Consider the following 20,667-nt stretch of genomic DNA (forward strand, 5'->3'; position numbering starts at 1 on the left):
ACATGCCGCGCGTGCGGTCGCGTCCCGCAGCGCAACAAGCTCAACGAGGAGATTCAGTAATGGCGTTCAAACTACCGCTCTTTTCCAAGGCCAACCGGGAAGCGCCCGCCACAGGGGCGGAAGCGGACGGCATTGCCGCAGGCACCGACGGCGCGCTCGCCGCGAACCGGGCGCCGCAGCTCGGCGACGACACCATCAGCCGCAGCGCCGCCAACCTGAACGCGACCTTCATCGGCGACGCGCTGCAGAAGACCGGCGACATTCGCCTGCCGCTGATCGGCGACCTGCCGCTGCAGCAGCAGGTCCGTCTGCTGCTCGGCGCGCTCGGCGCATCCATCGTGCTCGGCGGCGCCTTCGTGTGGGTCAATTCCAGCCATTCCAGCCTGACGTCGACGCAGACGCAGATCGCGGGTGACGCGCTGATGCACTCCCAGCGGGTGGGTAAGGCGGCGCCGAACGCGATCCAGGGCAACCTCGAGGCGTTCAAGCAGCTCGACGACAGCCGCAAGGAACTCAACCGCGACCTCGCCGTGCTGATGAAGGGCGGTGAATACCAGGGCCGCGCCATCGACGCGCCGAACGCGGAGATGGAGGCCATGCTCGCCGGCGCGCAGAAGGTGTGGGCGAACTCCGACAAGGCGGCCGAGACGATTCTCAAGCTGAAGAAGGAGCTGACCGGCTTCGGCACCACGCTGCAGAAACTGAACGAGCTGTCGCCGCTGCTGCTGGAACTGACCGAACAGATCGCCACGCTCAAGGCGCAGGGCGGCGCCACCCCGCGCGAAATCTCCGCCGCCGGCCAGCTGGTCATGCTGACCCAGCGCCTCGGCCGAAGCGCCAACGAATTCCTGACCTCCGAGGGCGTGAACCCCGAGACCGCCTTCCTGCTCGGCAAGGACACCAACACCTTCCGCGACATCACCGAGGGCTTCCTCAACGGCAGCGACGTGCTGCGCCTGTCCGCCACCAAGGACCCCGACACGCGCGAGAAGCTGCTGGAACTGCAGCAGGCCTTCGGCGAGTACCAGCAATCGGTGGCCGGCATCCTCGGCAACCTGCAAAACTTCATTGCGGCCAAGCAGTCCGAACAGCTGATCTTCGCCGAGAACGAAACCCTCAAGCAGCGCCTGACCGATCTGCAGAAGGCCTACCGCGCGGATGAAGACTCCCAGCACTGGTCGGCCTGGCTGATGATCGCCTGCGCCGCCGCCGCGCTGCTGTCGGCGATCGGCGTCGCGCTGGTTCTGCTGCAGGACAGCCGCAACCGCACCAAGGAAGCGGACCAGCGCCGCCAGGAAGCCGACGAACAGCGTCTGCAGGCGCTCAAGCAGGAAGAAGAAGCCAAGCGCGCCAACGACCAGAACCAGGCCGCGATTCTGCGCCTGATGAACGAACTGCAGGAAGTCGCGGACGGTGACCTCACGGTGCAGGCGACGGTGTCGGAAGACATCACCGGCGCGATCGCCGACTCGGTCAACTACACGGTGGAAGAACTGCGCGGCCTGGTGGGACGCGTGACCAAGACCGCCGAGCGCGTGACCGCCGCATCCAACCAGGCGCAGGACATTTCGCAGGAACTGCTGACGGCATCCCAGAAGCAGTCGCGCGAGATTCAGGAAACCGGCCAGGCGGTGCTCGAGATGGCGGGCCAGATTACCGATGTATCGCGTTCCGCGAACGAATCGGCCGAGGTGGCGCGGCAGTCGGTGTCGGCGGCGGAAGAGGGCGCCCGCGCGGTGGAAGACGCGATCAAGGGCATGAATGAAATCCGCGAGCAGATCCAGGAAACCTCCAAGCGCATCAAGCGCCTGGGCGAATCCTCGCAGGAGATCGGCGAAATCACCGAACTGATTTCCGACATTACCGAACAGACCAACGTGCTGGCGCTGAACGCGGCGATCCAGGCGGCATCGGCGGGCGAAGCGGGCCGCGGCTTCTCGGTGGTGGCGGAGGAAGTGCAGCGGCTGGCGGAACGCTCGGCCGAGGCGACCAAGCAGATCGGCGCGCTGGTACGCACCATTCAGACCGATACCCACGACGCGGTGGCGGCAATGGAAAAATCGACCCAGGGCGTGGTCGAGGGTGCCAAGCTGTCCGATGCGGCGGGCGCCGCGCTGGCCGAGATCCGCAGCGTGTCGAACCGCCTCGCGGAACTGATTCAGGGCATCTCCGCCGCGACCGAGCAGCAGGCGACTTCCGCCAACGGCGTGGCGCAGAACATCCAGAACATCCTGACCGTCACCGAGCAGACGCAGCACGGCACGCAGCAGACCGCGGAATCGATTCGCGAACTGTCGAGGCTGGCCGAAGAGCTCAAGAGCTCGGTGTCGCGCTTCCGCGTGGCCGCCTGACCGGCGCTCTTCGCATTGCGCACGGCCTGACAAGCAACGCAGGGCGGCACGCGGCCAAGCACCGGCGCGCCGCCCATTGACCCCACGAGGCAGTCATGACCACCCCTTCTTCCAGGGAAACCTTCGATACCGGCCCGCTGTCCTGGGTGATCGGCGAAATACGCGAGGCGCTGAACCGGTCGCGCGCCGCGGTTCAGGAAGCCGTCGCGCAGGATGCGGATGCGAGGCTGACCTCGCTGCGTCACGCCAAGACCTACCTGCACCAGGCGCATGGCGCGCTGCAGATCGTCGACGTCGACGGCGTCGCCATCATCACCGAAACCGTCGAAGACTTGCTCGAACGGGCCGACGCCGGCCAGCTGCCGCTGGACGCACGCGCCGCTGAGGCGATCGGCAACGGCTACCAGGCGCTGGTCGAGTATCTCGACGAACTGCTCGCCGGCGCTCCGCATCAGCCGGTCCGGCTGTTCCCGTATTACCGTGCGCTGCTCGAAGTGCGCGGCGCCGAGCGCATCCACCCGGCCGACCTGTTCTTCCCCAACCTCGCGATCCGGCCGCAGTTTCCGGCGGCGACGCCGCTGCCCGCCGATCCCGCGCACTACGTCGCGCTGCGCAAGCGCTTCGAGCTCGCGCTGCTGCCCTTCCTGAAGAGTTCCGACCGCAAGGCCGAACTCGCCAACGCCGCGGTCATGCGCGACATCGCCGGCGAGATCGAAGCCATGCAGTCCAATGCCCAGGCGCGCGCGTTCTGGTGGGTGATGCATGCGTTCGGCGAAGGCGTGGCCGATGAACGGATCGGCAACGAGATCTACGTCAAGCAGCTGTTCGCCCGCATCAACCTGCAGATCCGCCGGCTGTGCCAGGGCTCGCCCAGCATCGCCGAGCGTCTGCTTCGCGACGCGCTGTTCTTCATCGCCGGCGCCGCGCAACCGACGCACCGCATGCAGCAGGTGCGCGCGGTATATCAGCTCGACGGCCACGTGCCCGCCGATTACGACCGCAAGCGCTACGGCCAGGTCGACGGCGATGCGCTGGCCGCGGCCCGCGAGCGGCTGGTCCAGGCGAAGAACCTGTGGAACCGCATTTCGGGCGGCGACGCCAGCGCGGCGGACTCCTTCGAACATGAAATGCTGCTGCTGGCCGACGCCGGCGGCAAGCTCGGCCAGCCGGCCCTCACCAAGCTGCTGCGCGAGCTGAAGGGCATCGCCCGTCACGCTGCGCGCGCGCGGCAGGGCGACATGCTCGGCATGGAGATGGCGACCAGCCTGCTGTTCGTGGAAAACGCGCTCGCCAACCTCAACCGCCTCGCCGCGGATTTCCCGCAGCGGGCGGAAGCGCTCACCGCGCGCCTGCTGGCGATCGTCACCGGCGGCACGCCGGAGGAAGCCGCGCCCTGGCTCGACGACATGTCGCGCCAGGCGCAGCAGCGCCAGACCATGGGCGCCGTGGTGGGCGAGATGCAGGCCAGCCTGCGGCAGGTCGAGAAGATTCTCGACGAATTCTTCCGCGACCCGGCGCAGCGTTCGCCGCTGGGCCAGCTCGACGATGTGCTGCACCAGATCGAGGGCGCGCTCGCGGTGCTGGACCAGGACGATGCGGCGCGTACCGTGCGCCATACGCGCACCGCCGTGCAGCGCTTCATGGTGGACGAGGAGGGCGCGCAGCCCGACGTCGGGCAGTTCGAACAGGTGGCGCAGAACATCGGCGCGCTCAGCTTCTTCATCGACAGCCTGCAGCAGCCTGCCGGTGCCGACGGCAAGCGCTTCTCGTTCGACGAGGAGAGCGGCCTGTTCCGCGCGAACCTGGTCGAACGTCCGGGCAAGGATGCCGGCACAGTGGACGTGGAGGTGGAAACTTCCACCGACACGTTTCGTCCCGAAGACACACCGGTAGGCACCGTCGAGGATGAACTCAACCTGCGCCAGCAGCAATCGGCCGAACTCGCGGTATCGCTGTCGGCCGAGCCCGACAACAAGGCGCTGCAGGACCAGCTGAAGGCTTCGCTGGAACAGATCCGGCGCGATGCCGCATTGCTCGACAACCCGGAAGTCACCGACCGCGCGCAGGCAGGCATCGAACTGCTCGAGAGCGCCGATTTCTCGTCATCGCCGGAAATGCTGCTCGAGGTGATCAGCGCCACCGTGCCGCCGCTCCAGCCCGAGCAGGCGATCGCGCCGGTGGCCGCGCCCGAGAGCGACGAAGCGATCGACGCCGAACTGCTGGAGATCTTCCTGTCGGAGGCCGAGGAGGTGCTGGAGACGGTGCGCCAGACGCTGCCGGCCTCCCGCCACCAGCCGCACAACGAAGAGCATCTGACCACGCTGCGCCGCTCCTTCCATACCCTCAAGGGCAGCAGCCGCATGGTCGGCCTGAATGCCTTCGGCGAAGCGGCATGGGGCATCGAACAGGTGCTCAACGTGCGCCTGGCCGAGTCCACCGGCGGCGACGCCGAACTCTATGCGCTGCTCGACAAGGCGGCCGGCCTGCTCGAGGACTGGGTGCGCGACCTGCGCGATACCGGACACTCCGCGCGCACGCCGGATGCGCTGGTGAAGGCCGCGGAAGGCGTTCGCACGGGACGGGGCTTCCACTACGAGGAGGCGGCCGCACCGGCGGCGCAGGAGCTGCCGGCACCTGTACCGGACGACGCACCGGCCGCGCAGGACGAGATCGAGACCGTGACGCTGCTCGCACCGCCGGACGAGGATGCCTTGCCGTCCGACCCGCCGGTCGATCCCTTCGTCCCCGCGGAAGCCATCGAGCCGGCCGGGCCCGCGGAAGCGCTGCACGTCGAGCCGCTCCCGACCTTCGGGTTCGACGAGGTCGCGCCTCATGCGGAGGATGTCGCCGCGGCCGATCCCGCGCCCGCCGAGGAAATGCCGGAGATGCCGGCGTCGCTGGCCGTGCCGGAGATGGAGGAAGCCCCCGTGCCGGCCATCCCGGAACCGCCCGTCGCGGCGCCCCAGGGCCGCGTCATCGACTTCCCCGTGCCCGGGCAGGAGCCGAGGCAGAACGACAATATCAAGCGTATCGGTGACCTGGAGATCAGCGTCCCGCTGCACAACATCTTCCTGGCCGAGACCGATGAGCTTGTGCGCCTGCTGGCGCGCGACATGGCGGAGTGGCGGCACGAGCCGGAGCGCGGCGCAAGCGTGCAGGCGGTGCACGCCGCCCACTCGCTCGCCGGCAGTTCGGCCACCGTCGGCTTCCACACCCTGCAGGAAGTCGCCCACGCGCTCGAGCTGGTGCTGCAGTCGCTGATGCGCAGGCAGGTGCCGCTGGCTGAGCACGACTTCGACACGCTGGAACAAAGCGTCGAGCGCCTGCGCTTCATGCTGCAGAAATTCGCGCTCGGCGAAATGCCGGCGCATCATCCCGAGTACGCACGCATACTCAACAGCCTGCGCCAGGACCTGACCCGGCGCGGCGAGAGCCTGCCCGCGGAGGCGCCGCAGCCGTCGTCATCCTATCCGCTGATGGATACGCTGACGGACTCGCTGGAAGCCCCGCCCTTCATCGAAGGCTCGCCCGTGCAGCCCGCCGCCTTTGGCGACCAGCCGGCCGGGCAGGCGCACCAGGAGAACCTGGAGCCGCAGGAGGACGGCGTCCCGGCTGTCCTGCCGGATGCCGAGCAGCCGGTCGGCGCCGCCGACGCGGCCGAGCCGCTGCTCGCCCTGCATGATGAGCTGGACGGCGACCTGCTGCCGGTATTCCTGGAAGAGGGCCGCGACATGCTGCCGCAGATGGGCAGCCTGCTGCGCAACTGGCATGCGCAGCCCGGCGACGCGGGCGCGCCCCAATCGCTGCTGCGCCTGCTGCACACCCTCAAGGGCAGTGCCCGCATGGCCGGCGCAATGCGGCTCGGGCAGCATTTCCACGACATGGAAACGCGCATCGAGAATCTCGCGCACATGGGCACCGCGGAACCGTTGGCGCTCGACGATCTGCTGATCCGCTACGACCAGTCGCTGCAGATGTTCGAGCAGCTGCAGGGCGGTGGCACCCCGGCACCCGCGCCGGCGGAAGCGTCTGCGCCCGCGGCCGCCCCCGTCTCCGCGCCAGCCATCGCGGTGCCGAACGCCGTGGCCGCACCGGCTGCGCCGGCATCAAAGGCGGCCCCGCCTGCCGTCGCCGACGCCGCGTCCAGGCTGCCGGCCGCGGCTCCGCTGGTGCGGGTACGCGCCGACATCCTCGACCGTCTCGTCAACCAGGCCGGTGAAGTGTCGATCTCCCGTTCCAAGCTGGAGACCGAGGTCGGAACGCTCAAGCAATCGCTGACCGAGCTGACGGACAACGTGTCCCGTTTGCGCGACCAGTTGCGCGAGATCGAGATGCAGGCGGAGACCCAGATCGCCTCCCGCATGGCGCAGTCGGGCGAACGGGAATTCGATCCGCTCGAGTTCGACCGCTTCACCCGCCTGCAGGAACTGACCCGGATGATGGCCGAAAGCGTCAATGACGTCGGCTCCGTCCACCAGAACCTCTCGCGCACGCTCGACAGCGCCACCACCGATCTCGCCCTGCAGGCGCGGCTTACGCGCGACCTGCAGCAGGACCTGATGCGGGTGCGGATGGTGCAGTTCGCCAGCATTTCCGAGCGGCTGTATCGGGTGACCCGCCAGGCCGCGAAGGAAATGGACAAGCGCGTGTCGCTCGACATTCGCGGCGGCGCCGTCGAAATCGACCGCGGCGTGCTGGAAAAGATGGCCGGCCCGTTCGAGCATCTGCTGCGCAATGCCATCGTGCACGGCATCGAGTCCCGCGAAGCGCGGCGCGCGGCCGGCAAGAACGAAACCGGCGAGCTGCGGGTGGAGGTACGGCAGGAAGGCAACGAGGTCGTGATCGAGTTTTCCGACGACGGCCGCGGCCTCGACCTGCAGCGCATCCGCGACAAGGCGCAGCGCATCGGCCTGCTCACCCATGACGCCGACCCGGGCGACGACGAAGTCGGCCAGCTGATCTTCCATCCCGGTTTCAGCACCGCCGACGAGATCACCGAACTGGCCGGACGCGGCATCGGCATGGACGTGGTGCGCTCGGAAGCGACCTCGCTCGGCGGCCGCGTCGCGACGCGCACCGAGGCCGGCCACGGCACGCGCTTCACCATTCATCTGCCGCTGACGCTCGCGGTCACCCAGGTCGTGCTGCTGTCGGCCGGCGGCACTACCTACGCGGTGCCGTCGGTGCTGGTGGAGCAGGTGCAGCAGCTCAAGACCAATGCGCTCGCCTCCGCCTACAACGAGGGCGCGGTGCAATGGCAGGGGCAGCGCGTGTCGATGCATTATCTGTCGGCGCTGCTCGGCGACCGCAGGGCGTCGCCGGTGGCGCAGCAGTACTCGCCGGTGCTGATCCTCAAGAGCGGCAGCGAGCGCGTCGCGCTGCACGTCGACGAAGTGCTCGGCAACCGCGAAGTGGTGGTCAAGAACATCGGCCCGCAACTGTCGCGGATGATCGGCATCGCCGGCGCCACCGTGCTCGGCTCGGGCGACATCGTGCTGATTCTCAACCCGGTGCCGCTCGCCCAGCGTGCCGCCCAGGACGATATCCGCGCGCCGCGCCTGAATGTGTCCGACGCCCCTGAAGCCATGGGTGCGGTCGCCGAGATGTCCCGGCCGCAGTCGCCGGAGGCGGAGCCGGTGCAGGGCCTGCGCACGCAGAACATCGTGATGGTGGTCGACGACTCGCTCACGGTGCGCCGCGTGACACAGCGCCTGCTGACGCGCGAAGGCTACCAGGTGGTGCTGGCCAAGGATGGCGTCGACGCGCTCGAGCATCTGCAGTCGGTGACGCCCGACGTGATGCTGGTCGATATCGAAATGCCCCGCATGGACGGCTTCGACCTGACCCGCAACGTGCGGGGCGACGAGCGCACCCGCAGCATACCGATCATCATGATCACGTCGCGCACCGCGTCCAAGCACCGCAACTACGCGCTGGAGCTAGGCGTCAACGAGTATCTCGGCAAGCCCTACCAGGAAGAGCAGCTGCTCGGAATGATTGCCGGCTTCGTCGGGAAGGCGGCGTCCGCGCGCTGAACGGCACGCGCTCGCACGCGCCCGTCCGACAGGCCCGCCTGCGCAAGCACGCGGGCCTGTTTCTTTCCGCATGCGGACCACGATGCGACCGGCGGTCTGCCATGTTGAACCGCCGAGGCATCTCAGCGGTGCCCGCGCCGCGCGTCATCATTCCTGCTCGTCGCTGTCGTCCCGCGCGCCGCTTTTCCTCACGACCGCATAGCGTGCCAGCGTGCGCCGCCGCGCCTCGTCATGGTCGACCACCGGCGCCGGATAGTCGCGCCCGATGACGATGCCGGCCGCGTCGAGCGCGGACCGCGGGGCGAGCCAGGGCGCATGCAGATGCTTGTCGGACAGCCTGCCGAGTTGCGGCAGGAAATGGCGGATGAAACCGCCCTGCGGGTCGAAACGTTCCGACTGCGTGACCGGATTGAAGATGCGGAAATAGGGCTGGGCGTCGCAGCCGCTGGAAGCCGCCCACTGCCAGCCGCCATTGTTCGCCGAGAGATCGAAGTCGTTGAGCTGCTGCGCGAAGTAGCGTTCGCCGCGCCGCCAGTCGATGCCGAGGTCCTTGACGAGAAAGCTCGCAGTGACCATGCGCAGGCGGTTGTGCATGAAACCGGTGCGGCGCAGCTGCAGCATCGCCGCGTCGACCAGCGGATAGCCGGTGCGGCCCTCGCACCACGCCGCGAACAGCCGGTCGGCCTGCTCGCCGGTCTCCCATTCGATGCGGTCGTACTCCGGCCGGAATGCCTCGCTCACCACCCTCGGATGCCAGTGCAGGATCATGAAATAGAAATCGCGCCAGATCAGCTCGGACAGCCAGGTCGCGCCCCCATCGGCGCCCTGGCCGCTGCGCATGGCCTGCAGCGCAAGGCGCGCGAGCGACCGTACGGAAACCGTGCCGAAGCGCAGATGCACCGACAGCAGAGACGTGCCGCTCGCGGCGGGATAGTCGCGCAGGCGCTGGTAGTCGCCGAGACGTTCGACGAACCGCTCCAGCAGCCTGGCCCCGCCGCTCATGCCGGTACCGAGCGGCAGGGAGGCGAGGTTGGTGCGGGAGAAGCCGAGCGCCTCCAGCGATGGCATGTCGCCGGCGGGCGGCGGTGCGAGGCGGCCCGGCAGCCCGGAAGTGACCCAGGGCTGCACGCTGTCATCATCGCCGCCCGCGTGCAGCGCCGCCAGCCAGGCTTTCTTGTAAGGCGTAAATACAGAAAAAGGCGTACCGCCGCGGGTCATCACCTCGTTTTTCTCGAAAATCACCTGGTCCTTGAAGCTGAGCCAGGCGCGGCCATCCCGTTCGAGGGCGGCGGCGACGCGCACGTCGCGCTGAACCGCGTAGGGCTCGTAGTCGTGGTTGGCCAGTACCGCCTCCGCGCCGAGCCGCGCGGCCAGCGCCGGAATTTCCTCGACCGGATCGCCGTGCAGCACGATCAGTCCGCCGCCGGCCGCGCGCAGCGCGGCGTCGAGTTCGGCCGCGCTGTCGTGGATGAATTCCACCCGCCGGTCATCCCGCGGCAACGGATCGAGGATAAGCTTGTCGAAAATGAACACGCAGCAGACCTCGCCGGACCGGGCGAGCGCGTGGTGGAGCGCCGCGTGGTCGACATCGCGCAGATCCCGCCGGAACCAGACCAGTGATTTTCCAAACCTATCCATGAACCCTTCCATCTGTGCCGAGACCGCTCCGGCCGGCTGCCCGCGCCGGCTGGAATCAGGGTCAAAGCTGTTAAAATGCCTATTATGGTGAAACCGAGCAAGAGCCGCTTTTCTTTCCAGGCGTCCGCGTCCCCGGCGGGCCATGCCGGCCTGTCCGCACGCCCGCAGCCGGTCCCCGGCCTCGACCTGACCAACCACTTCCTGATCGCGATGCCGTCGATGCTCGATCCGATCTTCGGCGGCACCGTGGTCTACCTGTGCGAGCACAATGCCGACGGCGCGCTCGGCCTGATCGTCAACAAGGCCACCGACATGATGCTCGACGTCCTGCTCGAACGCATCGATCTCACTCCGGGCGCCGCCGCCCGCATGCTCGGCCTCGACACCCAGCCGGTGATGTTCGGCGGCCCGGTGCAGGTGGAACGCGGTTTCGTGCTGCACCAGCCGCACGGCAGCTGGTCCACCACCATCACGCCGAGCGACGAGATCGGCCTGACGACGTCCAAGGACGTGCTCGAGGCGGTGGCCGCCGGCCGCGGCCCGCAGCGCATGCTGGTGACGCTCGGCTGCGCCGGCTGGAGCGCCGGCCAGCTGGAAGAGGAAATCGGCCGCAACGGCTGGCTGACGGTGCCCGCCGAGCCCGCCATCATTTTCGACACGCCGGCGGAAGAACGATTCGCGGCGGCGATGAAGCTGCTCGGCATCGATCCCATCATGCTCACGGGCAGCGCGGGGCACGCCTGAGTGGAAACCGTCCTTGCGTTTGATTTCGGGCTGAAGCGCATCGGCGTGGCCATCGGCAACACCCTGCTGCGCGAAGCCCGGCCCCTGACAGTCATCACCGCCGCTACCAATGACGCCAGGTTCGCCGCCGTCGGCGCCCTGATCGACGAATGGAAGCCGGACCGCTGCGTGGTCGGCCTGCCGCTGCACCCCGACGGCGCCGAGCACGAGCTGACCGTGCGCTGCCGGCGCTTCGGCAATCAGATCAACGGCCGCTTCGGCGTCCCGGTGGTCCTGGTCGACGAGCGCTATTCCTCGGCAGTGATCGTCCAGCGGCGCGGCGAGATCGTGGACGACCAGGCCGCCGCCATCATTCTGCAACAATACTTCAATGACCATGCCCAATCCTGATTTCGACGCGGAAGCCTTGTACCGGGCGCTCGCCGAGCGCATGAAAAGCGGCCTCGCGCAGGCCCGCGACGTGGCCATCGTCGGCATTCATTCCGGCGGCGCGTGGCTGGCCGAAAGGCTGGCCGCCGATCTCGGACTGTCCGCACGCCTCGGCTTCATCGACGTCTCGTTCTACCGCGACGACTATGCCGAGCGCGGCCTGCATCCGGACGTCAAGCCGAGCCAGATTCCGTTCGAGGTGGAGGGGGCGACCATCGTCCTGGTCGACGACGTGCTCTATACCGGCCGCACGACCCGCGCCGCCATCAACGAGCTGTTCGACTATGGCCGCCCGGCCCGCGTGATGCTCGCGGCCCTGGTCGACCGCGGCGGCCGCGAGCTGCCGGTCGCCCCCGACTTCGTCGCCGAAACCGTCACGCTGCCTCCCGATCAGCACTTCGTCCTGCAACGCGCCGCGGACGGCCGTTTCTCCCTGACCGTAGATCATGCATAACCCGCAACTGAACAAGAACGGCGAGCTGCAGCACCTGCTCACCATCGAAGGCCTGCCCCGCGCCATCATCACCCACATTCTCGATACCGCTTCTTCCTTCGTCAGCATCAGCGACCGCGAAGTCAAGAAAGTGCCGCTGATGCGCGGCAAGAGCGTGTTCAACCTGTTTTTCGAGAACTCGACCCGCACCCGCACCACCTTCGAGATCGCCTCCAAGCGCCTGTCGGCCGACGTCATCAACCTCAACATCTCGGCCTCCAGCACCAGCAAGGGCGAATCCCTGCTCGACACCATCGACAACCTGGCGGCGATGCATGCCGACATGTTCGTGGTGCGGCACGCACAGTCCGGCGCGCCCTACCTGATCGCCAAGCACCTGGTCGACACCCGGCAGTCGCATGTGCACGTGGTCAACGCCGGCGACGGGCGGCACGCGCATCCGACGCAGGGCCTGCTCGACATGTACACGATCCGCCACTACAAGAAGGATTTCAGCAATCTGACGGTCGCCATCGTCGGCGACATCCTGCACAGCCGGGTCGCGCGTTCCGACATCCACGCCCTGACCACGCTCGGCGTGCCGGAAGTGCGGGCCATCGGCCCCCGCACGCTGCTGCCCGGCGGACTGGAGCAGATGGGCGTGCGCGTATTCACCGACATGAACGAGGGCCTGCGCGGCGCCGATGTGATCATCATGCTGCGCCTGCAGAACGAGCGCATGTCGGGCGCGCTGCTGCCGTCGGCCCAGGAATTCTTCAAGAGCTATGGCCTGACCCCGGAACGGCTCGCGCTCGCCAAGCCCGACGCCATCGTGATGCACCCCGGACCGATGAACCGCGGCGTCGAGATCGACTCCGCCGTCGCCGACGGCGCGCAGGCGGTGATCCTGCCGCAGGTGACCTTCGGCATTGCGGTCCGCATGGCGGTGATGAGCATTTTGGCGGGAAAGTAAAACCATGAAACTCCATATCAAGAATGGCCGCGTGATCGACCCGGCCAACGGCACCGACGCGCAGCAGGATCTGTACGTGGCCGACGGCAGGATCGCCGCGCTCGGCACCGCACCCGCAGGATTCGTCGCCGACCGCAGCATCGATGCCGCCGGCCTGGTGGTGGCACCCGGCCTGGTCGACCTGAGCGCCCGCCTGCGCGAGCCGGGCTACGAGTACAAGGCAACGCTGGAGTCGGAGATGCAGGCGGCGGTGCAGGGCGGCGTCACCAGCCTGGTCTGCCCGCCCGATACCGACCCGGTGCTCGACGAGCCCGGCCTGGTGGAGATGCTCAAGCATCGCGCGCGCATCCTTAACCAGGCCAATGTCTATCCGCTCGGCGCGCTCACCGCCGGCCTGAAGGGCGAGTCGCTGACCGAAATGGCCGAGCTGACCGAAGCCGGCTGCATCGGTTTTTCCCAGGCGGAGAAACCGGTGCTCGACACCACGGTGCTCATGCGCGCGCTGCAGTATGCGAAGACCTTCGACTACACCGTCTGGCTGCGTCCGCAGGACCCGCATCTCGGCCGCGGCGGCGTCGCCCACAGCGGTCCGGTGGCGTCCCGGCTCGGCCTGCCCGGCGTGCCGGTGATGAGCGAAACGATCGCGCTGTACACCCTGTTCGAACTGGTGCGCTCCACCGGTACCCGGGTCCACCTCTGCCGCATGTCGTCCGCGGCCGGCATCGAGCTGGTGCGCGCGGCCAAGCGCGAAGGCCTGCCGGTGACCTGCGACGTCGGCGCCCATCACGTGCACCTGACCGATGTCGACATCGGCTTCTTCGACCCCAACGCGCGCGTCACGCCGCCGTTCCGCTCGCAGCGTGACCGTGACGCGATCCGGCAGGGCCTGCTCGACGGCACCATCGACGCCATCTGTTCCGACCATACGCCGGTCGACGATGACGAAAAGCTGCTGCCGTTCGGCGAAGCCTCGCCCGGCGCCACCGGCCTCGAACTGCTGCTGCCGCTGGCGCTGCGCTGGGCCGAGGAGTGCGTGACCGAGCCGTCCCAGCGCGTGCCGCGCGCGCTCGCCAAGCTCACCGCCGACGCCGCACGCGTGGCCGGCCTGCCCGGCGGCAGCCTCGCGGTCGGGGCGGCGGCAGACATCTGCGTCTTCGATACGCAGGCGCGCTGGAAGGTGGAAGCGTCGGCGCTCGCCAGCCAGGGCAAGCACACGCCCTTCCTCGGCTATGAAATGAGCGGACAGGTCAGGGCCACGGTGGTCGCCGGCCACCTCGCATTCTCGCGCTGAGCGCCGGCCCATGCCCGTCCTGCGCCTGATCCGCGTCGTGCTGCATCTGCTGCGCGGCCTGGCCACCTGCGCGCTGATATTCCCGTTCACGGATGCGGCGGGCCGGCAGTCGCGGGTGCAGCGCTGGTCGGCGCGCCTGGTGGCGCTGTGCGGCGCCGAGCTGGAAATCGTCCGTCACCACACCGACGAACCGGCGAAGCGCGCGCTGGTGGTCGCCAACCACGTGTCCTGGCTCGACATCTTCGTCATCAATACCCTGCATCCCTGCCGCTTCGTCGCCAAGTCCGACATCCGCGACTGGCCGGTGATCGGCTGGCTGTGCGGCCGCACCGGGACCATCTTCATCGCGCGCGGCAAGCTGCGCGACGTGCGCCGCATCTACCAGGGACTGGTCGAGAGCCTGCGGGCCGGCGAGCATGTCGCCTTCTTCCCCGAGGGCACGACGTCCGCACAGGGCAGGCTGCTGCCGTTCCACGCCAACCTGTTCGAGGCGGCGATCGAGGCGCAGGTGCCGGTCCAGCCCTATGCGATACGCTACCTCGACGCGCAGGGGAACTGGCATCCGGCGGCGGAATTCATCGGCGACATGGGCTTTGTCGACAGCATGCTGACGGTGCTGCGCGCGCGAGGAATGAAGGCGCAGCTGCATCTGCTGCCGCCGGTCGTCACCAGCGAGGCATCGCACCGCCGCGATCTCGCCGACGCCGCGCGCGACGCGATCGGCGCCGCGCTCGGCACGGAAGTTCAGATCGAGCCCGGCTGCTGATACTGCGGGCAATCCACCTGTATCACGCTGCGGTCCTGCAGGCAGACCGCGCTCAGCTTTCCGCCCCACAGGCAGCCCGTATCGAGGCTGATCACATCCTCCCGCATCATCAGGCCGAGTGTCGACCAGTGGCCGAAGACGATGGGCACGCCCGCCGTCCTGCGTCCCGGCACCTCGAACCAGGGCAGGTAGCCGGGCTGGTCCGGCTCGGCTCCCTTTGAGCGCAGGTCCATGGTGCCGTCCGCGCTGCAGAAGCGGATGCGCGTGAGCGCGTTGATGATGCAGCGCAGCCGGTCGGCACCCTGCAGGTCGTCGTGCCAGCGCGCCGGCTCGTTGCCGTACATCGTGCGCAGGAAGGCGACCCAGTCCGGTCCGCGCAGCGCCTCCTCCACTTCCGCCGCCAGCGCCATCACCTGCTGCGCATCCCACTGCGGCAGGACGCCGGCGTGCACCAGCAGGTGCCCCGCCTCGAACAGTGCCAGCGGACGCCGGCGCAGCCAGTCGATGAGTTCGTCGCGGTCGGGTGCGCCGAGGATGTCGTCGAGGGTGTCGGTGCGGTGGGCGGGCCGGATGCCCTGCGACACCGCAAGCAGGTGCAGGTCGTGGTTGCCGAGCAGGGCCAGGGCGCGGTCGCCGAGGGCGCGTACTTCACGCAGGGTGGCGAGCGACTGGGGGCCGCGGTTGACGAGGTCGCCGACGATGATCACCCGCGCATCCGGATGGCGCGAGAAAACGCGGTCGAGCAGTTCGCTCATCTTCTGGCGGCATCCCTGGATGTCGCCCATTGCGTACAGAGTCATGTGTGGCTTTGCTGGAAGCTGTGGTTACCGGATGTGAAGCCGCTGCGGGCCGGCGGTTCCGTTTTTCCGCGCTGCAATGGATGGCCGTTGTAAGTCGTCAATACATGTGTCGGGAATGTGCCAATCCACGCCTTCTTGCTGCGCAAGCTCAAATGGCCGGGAGTCGTTTCGATCAGACTGTGTTGCGTATTAGTCATCTTTTTTGGTCTTGCCGGTGTTGCGACCCCGGTTCCGGCAAGCCGATTCCTGCATCGAGTCCATTCGTACAAGAGCGAGAAAAACATGTTGATCCCTGTCATTTTATCCGGCGGCGCCGGAACGCGCCTTTGGCCTGTATCGCGCGAGGCGCATCCCAAGCCCTTCATGCGCATCGGCGGCGGCAAGAGCCTGCTCACGCAGACGCATGAGCGGGCGCTGGACGTGTCGGGCAACACCGCGCCGCTGATCGTGACCAACCGCGACTACTACTTCCTCTCCCGCGATGAACTCGAAACGCAGCAGGTCAAGCCGCACTATCTGCTCGAGCCCAAGGGCCGCAACACCGCGCCCGCGGTCGCGCTGGCCGCGCTGTGGGTGCAGGAGAAGGACCCCGACGCCTGCATGCTGGTGATGCCCGCCGATCATCTGATCAAGGATACGCCCTCGTTCTATACGGCGGTGCAGCACGCCGAGAACCTGGCGCGCGATGGTTTCCTGGTCCTGTTCGGCGTGCGCCCCACGGCGCCGGAAACCGGCTTCGGCTACATCGAGATGGGCGACAAGGTCAGCGGCCAGGCGCAGGTGGTGCGGCGCTTCGTCGAAAAACCGGACGCGGTCACCGCCTCCCGCTATCTGGCCCAGGGCAATTATGTCTGGAACAGCGGCATGTTCTGCTTCAAGGCGGGCACCATCCTCGACGCCTTCGAACAATACAGTCCCGAACTGCTGGCGGCCGCGCGCGAGGTGCATGCCGCGATCAGGACCGACTGCGACAAGTCTGAACTGCCGGCCAGCTTCGCGGCGCTGGAAAACATCTCGATCGACTATGCGGTGATGGAAAAGGCGAAGAACCTCGCCGTCATCCCAGGCGACTTCGACTGGAGCGACATCGGGGCCTGGAAGGCGGTGGCGGAAGCGATCCCCGCCGACGAGAAGGGCAATACCAGCAACAACTGCCAGACCATCGTGATCGACAGCCAGAACACGCATATCGAGACCAAGGACAGGCTGGTCGCCGTCATCGGCCTCAACAACCTGCTCGTCGTCGATACGCCCGATGCGCTGCTGGTGGCGGACAAGTCCAAGAGCCAGGAAGTGCGTGAAGTCGTCAGCCGGCTCAAGGCCGCCAACCACGAGGCGCACAAGACCCACCGCACCGTGGTTCGCCCCTGGGGCAGCTACACCGTGCTGCAGGACGCGCCGGGCTTCAAGATCAAGCGCATCTCGGTCAAGCCGCGCGCCTCGCTGTCGCTGCAGATGCATCATCACCGCAGCGAACACTGGGTGGTGGTGTCGGGTACCGCCGAGGTCGTCAACGGTGAACAGATCATCTCGCTGCAGGCCAACGAGTCCACCTATATCCCCGCCGGCAACAAGCATCGCCTGACCAATACCGGCGAGGACGAACTGGCGCTGATCGAGGTGCAGTGCGGCGCCTACCTCGGCGAGGACGACATCGTGCGTTTCGAGGACATCTACGGCAGGGCGCAGTAGGGCCGGAGCGGATGGCGGCAGCCGTCACTTCCTTTGATCTGGCTTATCACCCTGAAACTTGACTTCCATAAACTTGTGCCAGCGTTCCGGCGATGCGGGACGCCCGGCACCGCGGGAGGATGGCAGCGCCCAGCGCGTTTCCATTTGGAACAAAATTCATCTTCATAAAACAAAATGAGCACATCTCCGACAGCAATCATCACCGGCATCACCGGACAGGATGGCGCCTATCTTGCCGAACTCCTGCTCAACAAGGGGTACAAGGTCTACGGCACCTATCGCCGCACCAGCTCGGTCAACTTCTGGCGGATCGAGGAGCTCGGCATCGCCGCGCATCCGAATCTCAGCCTCGTCGAATACGATCTCACCGACCTGTCCGCCTCCATCCGCCTGCTGCAGAACACCGGCGCCGGCGAGGTGTACAACCTCGCCGCGCAGAGCTTCGTCGGGGTGTCCTTCGATCAGCCCGTCACGACCGCCGAGATCACCGGCATCGGTCCGCTCAACCTGCTCGAGGCGATCCGCATCGTCAATCCGAAGATCCGCTTCTACCAGGCGTCCACCTCCGAAATGTTCGGCAAGGTGCAGGCCATCCCGCAGTGCGAGACGACGCCGTTCTATCCGCGCAGCCCGTACGGCGTGGCCAAGCTCTATGGCCACTGGATCACGATCAACTACCGCGAGTCCTACGACATCTTCGGCTGCAGCGGCATTCTCTTCAACCACGAGTCGCCGCTGCGCGGCCGCGAGTTCGTCACCCGCAAGATCACCGACTCGGTGGCCAAGATCCGCCTCGGCAAGCTCGACACCCTCGAGCTCGGCAACCTCGACGCCAAGCGCGACTGGGGTTTTGCGAAGGAATACGTGGAAGGCATGTGGATGATGCTGCAGGCGGACGAGCCCGATACCTATGTCCTCGCGACCAACCGCATGGTCACCGTGCGCGACTTCGTCACCATGGCCTTCCGCGCCGCCGACTACCGTCTCGAATGGCGCGGCTCGGGCGAGGCGGAAGAGGGACTCGATGCGTCGACCGGCAAGACACTGGTGCGCATCAACCCGAAATACTACCGTCCGGCGGAAGTCGACCTGCTGATCGGCGACCCGGCCAAGGCACGGGAGAAGCTGGGCTGGTCGCCGAAGACCAGCGTCGAACAGCTGTGCCAGATGATGGTGAAGGCGGACCTCCAGAGAAACGAGCGTGGGTTCTCCTTCTGAAACGGGCTCGGACGGCAGTCGAGGCTGCGTCCTGCTCACCGGGGCGAATGGATTCACGGGCCAGCATGTACGCGCCGAGCTGATCGGCGCGGGCTACAGCGTGTGCAGCGCCGTGGTCGGCGCGGCGCGCGGCCCGCATGAAGCCACGCTCGACATCACGTCACGGGACAACTGCCGGCGCGTGCTGGAAAGACTGCGTCCCGACTACCTGATCCACCTGGCGGCGATCAGCTTCGTGCAGCATGCGGATGCCGACGCCTTCTATCGCGTCAATGTGATCGGCACGATGAACCTGCTCGAGGCGGTGGCCGACGCCCGTCTCGAGCCGCGCAGGATCGTCATCGCCAGCAGCGCCAATGTCTACGGCAACGCCACCGGCGGCGTGATCGACGAAAGCTTTCCGCCGCAGCCGGTCAACCACTACGCCGTCAGCAAGCTGGCGATGGAACACATGGTCAAGACGTTCTCCGACCGTTTCCCCATCGTCCTCACCCGCCCCTTCAACTACACCGGCCGCGGCCAGCAGCCGCATTTTCTGGTGCCCAAGATCGTCTCCCATTTCCTGCAGCGCGCGCCGGTCATCGAACTCGGCAATCTCGACGTGGAGCGGGATTTTTCCGACGTGCGGATGGTCGCGCACGTCTACCGCCGGCTGCTCGAATGCGACAGCGCGGGGGAGACGGTCAATATCTGCAGCGGGCGTCCGTACTCGCTCCGCACCATACTCGACATGATGGCCGCGATCGCCGGCTACGAGATCGAGGTCCGGGTCAACCCGGCGTTCGTGAGGCGGACCGAGGTGAAGACCCTGGTCGGCTCCACCGTCAAGCTCCGGGCACTTGCCGGACCCTTGCAGCCGATCGGCCTGCACGACACACTGCAATGGATGACGCGCGCCTGAGGTGACTTTGCTGTCCAACGGACAAAGAACTGCGTGATAAACAGCAAGCAATAATTTAGACTAGCGGCTTCGTCTTTCGCAGACTTATCAAACATGCATCTGCCAGCCACCGCCAGCAGGTGTGTAGAAACATGTCCACTTTTCTGATTGCCTTCATCATTTCGGCGCTGCTGTCGCTGTTCATCATCCGTTATGCGACCACGCACTCCCTGGACCACGATCTGAAGGGCGTGCAGAAGTTTCACGCGCGCGCGGTTCCCCGCGTCGGCGGCGTGGCGATCTTCATGTCGGTCATCGCGACCTCGGCGATCGCGACCTATCGATCTCCCGGGCAGGGCTACTCGCTGCTGATACTCATTCTGTGTTCATCCATCGCATTTTTCGGCGGTGTCATCGAGGACCTGACCAAACGGGTGAGTGCAAAACGGCGACTCTTGCTGACGATGCTTGCGGCAGGCGCTGGCTACTGGCTGCTCGATGCGCGGATTCAGCGTGTCGATTTTGTCGTGACGAACTTTGTGCTGCTGACCTGGGTCGCGCTGCCGCTGACCGTGGTCGCAGTGGCCGGCGTCGCGAACGCCGTCAATATCATCGACGGTTTCAACGGGCTTGCCGCCGTGGTGACGATGTTCATGCTGCTGTCGCTCGCCTATGTGGCGCTGCAGGTCAATGACACCTTCGTGCTGGTTGCGGCGGTGGCGGTCGCGGGGGCTGCAGCCGGCTTTCTTGTCTGGAATTATCCGGCCGGGCTTATTTTTCTCGGCGATGGCGGGGCTTACTTCCTGGGGTTCATGCTGGCCGAACTCACCGTGCTGCTCGTGATGCGCAATCCCTCCGTCTCGTCCTGGTATGCGTTGCTGCTGGTGATCTATCCGGTTTTCGAGACGCTGTTTTCGGTCTACCGGCGCTTGTTCGTCCGCGGCCGCTCGCCGGGGATGCCCGACGGCATTCATCTGCACAGCCTGATCTTCCGCCGCATCGTGGTATGGGCCGCCGGTCGAAGCGACGATGTGCGAGCGCTGAACCTGCGCAATTCCATGACATCTCCCTATCTGTGGCTGCTTTCACTCCTGGCCGTGATTCCTGCGAGTCTGTTCTGGTGGCACACGCCGACGCTGATGGGATTTTGTCTGCTGTTCGTCGTCACGTATGTGTGGCTGTATGTCCGCATTGTGCGATTCAGGTCGCCCCGCTGGCTGTTCATCCGGGGCAGGAAGCGTTGAAAAAACCACGAGATAACTTAGGGACTGGAGCAAGATGATTTCGACAAGCATTTTCAAAGCCTACGACATCCGCGGCATCGTCGGCAAAACCCTCGATGCCGACGTGGCGCGCCAGATCGGCCGCGCCTTCGGCACCGCCGCTCGTGACAAGGGCGAGCGCAGCGTGGCCATTG

At 66.8% G+C, this 20,667-nt stretch carries 14 protein-coding genes and 1 pseudogene; 13 read left to right on the plus strand and 2 right to left on the minus strand.

All coding sequences use genetic code 11. The features are described from left to right. Window positions 1-59: 59 nt before the first annotated feature. Together NCCP691_RS05125 and NCCP691_RS05130 are read left to right on the plus strand one after the other, a co-directional pair. Complete coding sequence (locus NCCP691_RS05125) at window positions 60-2,351, plus strand: methyl-accepting chemotaxis protein (RefSeq protein WP_220807164.1); 2,292 nt, start codon at window positions 60-62, stop codon at window positions 2,349-2,351. Between the two features lie 95 nt (window positions 2,352-2,446). Beyond that, window positions 2,447-8,386: a hybrid sensor histidine kinase/response regulator gene (locus tag NCCP691_RS05130; protein ID WP_220807165.1), complete on the plus strand. Its 5,940-nt coding sequence runs from the start codon at window positions 2,447-2,449 to the stop codon at window positions 8,384-8,386. Between the two features lie 147 nt (window positions 8,387-8,533). Here the strand turns inward: NCCP691_RS05130 and NCCP691_RS05135 are convergent, their stop codons facing one another. After that, window positions 8,534-10,024 (minus strand): cryptochrome/photolyase family protein, encoded by a 1,491-nt coding sequence (locus NCCP691_RS05135; protein ID WP_220807166.1) that lies wholly within the window; start codon window positions 10,022-10,024, stop codon window positions 8,534-8,536. Window positions 10,025-10,099: 75 nt separating this feature from the next. On the opposite strand from NCCP691_RS05135, the gene NCCP691_RS05140 reads away from it, so the two are divergent. Genes NCCP691_RS05140 through NCCP691_RS05165 form a run of 6 tightly spaced genes read left to right on the plus strand, consistent with a single transcriptional unit; the run spans window position 10,100 to window position 14,660 of the window. Further along, on the plus strand, window positions 10,100-10,768 hold the full coding sequence (locus NCCP691_RS05140; RefSeq protein WP_238482319.1) for a YqgE/AlgH family protein: 669 nt from the start codon (window positions 10,100-10,102) through the stop codon (window positions 10,766-10,768). Then, the gene (gene ruvX, locus NCCP691_RS05145; protein ID WP_220807167.1) at window positions 10,769-11,158 is read left to right on the plus strand and encodes a Holliday junction resolvase RuvX; all 390 of its coding nucleotides are present in this window, start codon (window positions 10,769-10,771) and stop codon (window positions 11,156-11,158) included. Next, window positions 11,145-11,651, plus strand: coding sequence for a bifunctional pyr operon transcriptional regulator/uracil phosphoribosyltransferase PyrR (pyrR, locus tag NCCP691_RS05150; protein WP_220807201.1), 507 nt, complete (start codon window positions 11,145-11,147; stop codon window positions 11,649-11,651). Before ruvX ends, pyrR begins: the two co-directional genes overlap by 14 nt. Continuing rightward, window positions 11,644-12,603 (plus strand): aspartate carbamoyltransferase catalytic subunit, encoded by a 960-nt coding sequence (locus NCCP691_RS05155; protein WP_220807168.1) that lies wholly within the window; start codon window positions 11,644-11,646, stop codon window positions 12,601-12,603. Before pyrR ends, NCCP691_RS05155 begins: the two co-directional genes overlap by 8 nt. Before the next feature lie 4 nt (window positions 12,604-12,607). After that, window positions 12,608-13,894, plus strand: a complete 1,287-nt coding sequence (locus NCCP691_RS05160) for a dihydroorotase (protein ID WP_220807169.1) — start codon at window positions 12,608-12,610, stop codon at window positions 13,892-13,894. 10 nt (window positions 13,895-13,904) lie between these two features. Continuing rightward, window positions 13,905-14,660: a lysophospholipid acyltransferase family protein gene (locus NCCP691_RS05165; protein WP_220807170.1), complete on the plus strand. Its 756-nt coding sequence runs from the start codon at window positions 13,905-13,907 to the stop codon at window positions 14,658-14,660. On the opposite strand, the gene NCCP691_RS05170 is transcribed toward NCCP691_RS05165, so the two are convergent. Next, window positions 14,639-15,460, minus strand: coding sequence for a symmetrical bis(5'-nucleosyl)-tetraphosphatase (locus tag NCCP691_RS05170; RefSeq protein ID WP_220807171.1), 822 nt, complete (start codon window positions 15,458-15,460; stop codon window positions 14,639-14,641). The genes NCCP691_RS05165 and NCCP691_RS05170 overlap by 22 nt on opposite strands. A gap of 282 nt (window positions 15,461-15,742) precedes the next feature. Between NCCP691_RS05170 and NCCP691_RS05175 the strand changes: the two genes are divergently transcribed. The 5 genes and pseudogenes from NCCP691_RS05175 to NCCP691_RS05195 all read left to right on the plus strand — a co-directional run. Continuing rightward, window positions 15,743-17,152 (plus strand): mannose-1-phosphate guanylyltransferase/mannose-6-phosphate isomerase, encoded by a 1,410-nt coding sequence (locus NCCP691_RS05175; RefSeq protein ID WP_220807172.1) that lies wholly within the window; start codon window positions 15,743-15,745, stop codon window positions 17,150-17,152. Window positions 17,153-17,326: 174 nt separating this feature from the next. Next, entirely contained in the window at window positions 17,327-18,370 is a 1,044-nt protein-coding gene (gene gmd, locus NCCP691_RS05180) for a GDP-mannose 4,6-dehydratase (RefSeq protein WP_220807173.1), read from the plus strand. Then, window positions 18,354-19,271, plus strand: coding sequence for a GDP-mannose 4,6-dehydratase (locus NCCP691_RS05185; RefSeq protein ID WP_220807174.1), 918 nt, complete (start codon window positions 18,354-18,356; stop codon window positions 19,269-19,271). The genes gmd and NCCP691_RS05185 overlap by 17 nt, the downstream gene beginning before the upstream one ends. A 131-nt stretch (window positions 19,272-19,402) precedes the next feature. Then, entirely contained in the window at window positions 19,403-20,494 is a 1,092-nt protein-coding gene (locus NCCP691_RS05190) for an MraY family glycosyltransferase (RefSeq protein WP_220807175.1), read from the plus strand. Between the two features lie 34 nt (window positions 20,495-20,528). Next, a pseudogene (locus NCCP691_RS05195) lies at window positions 20,529-20,667 on the plus strand (phosphomannomutase/phosphoglucomutase); the annotation flags it as partial.

The organism is Noviherbaspirillum aridicola (assembly GCF_019656455.1).
GTDB classification, from domain to species: domain Bacteria; phylum Pseudomonadota; class Gammaproteobacteria; order Burkholderiales; family Burkholderiaceae_D; genus Noviherbaspirillum; species Noviherbaspirillum aridicola.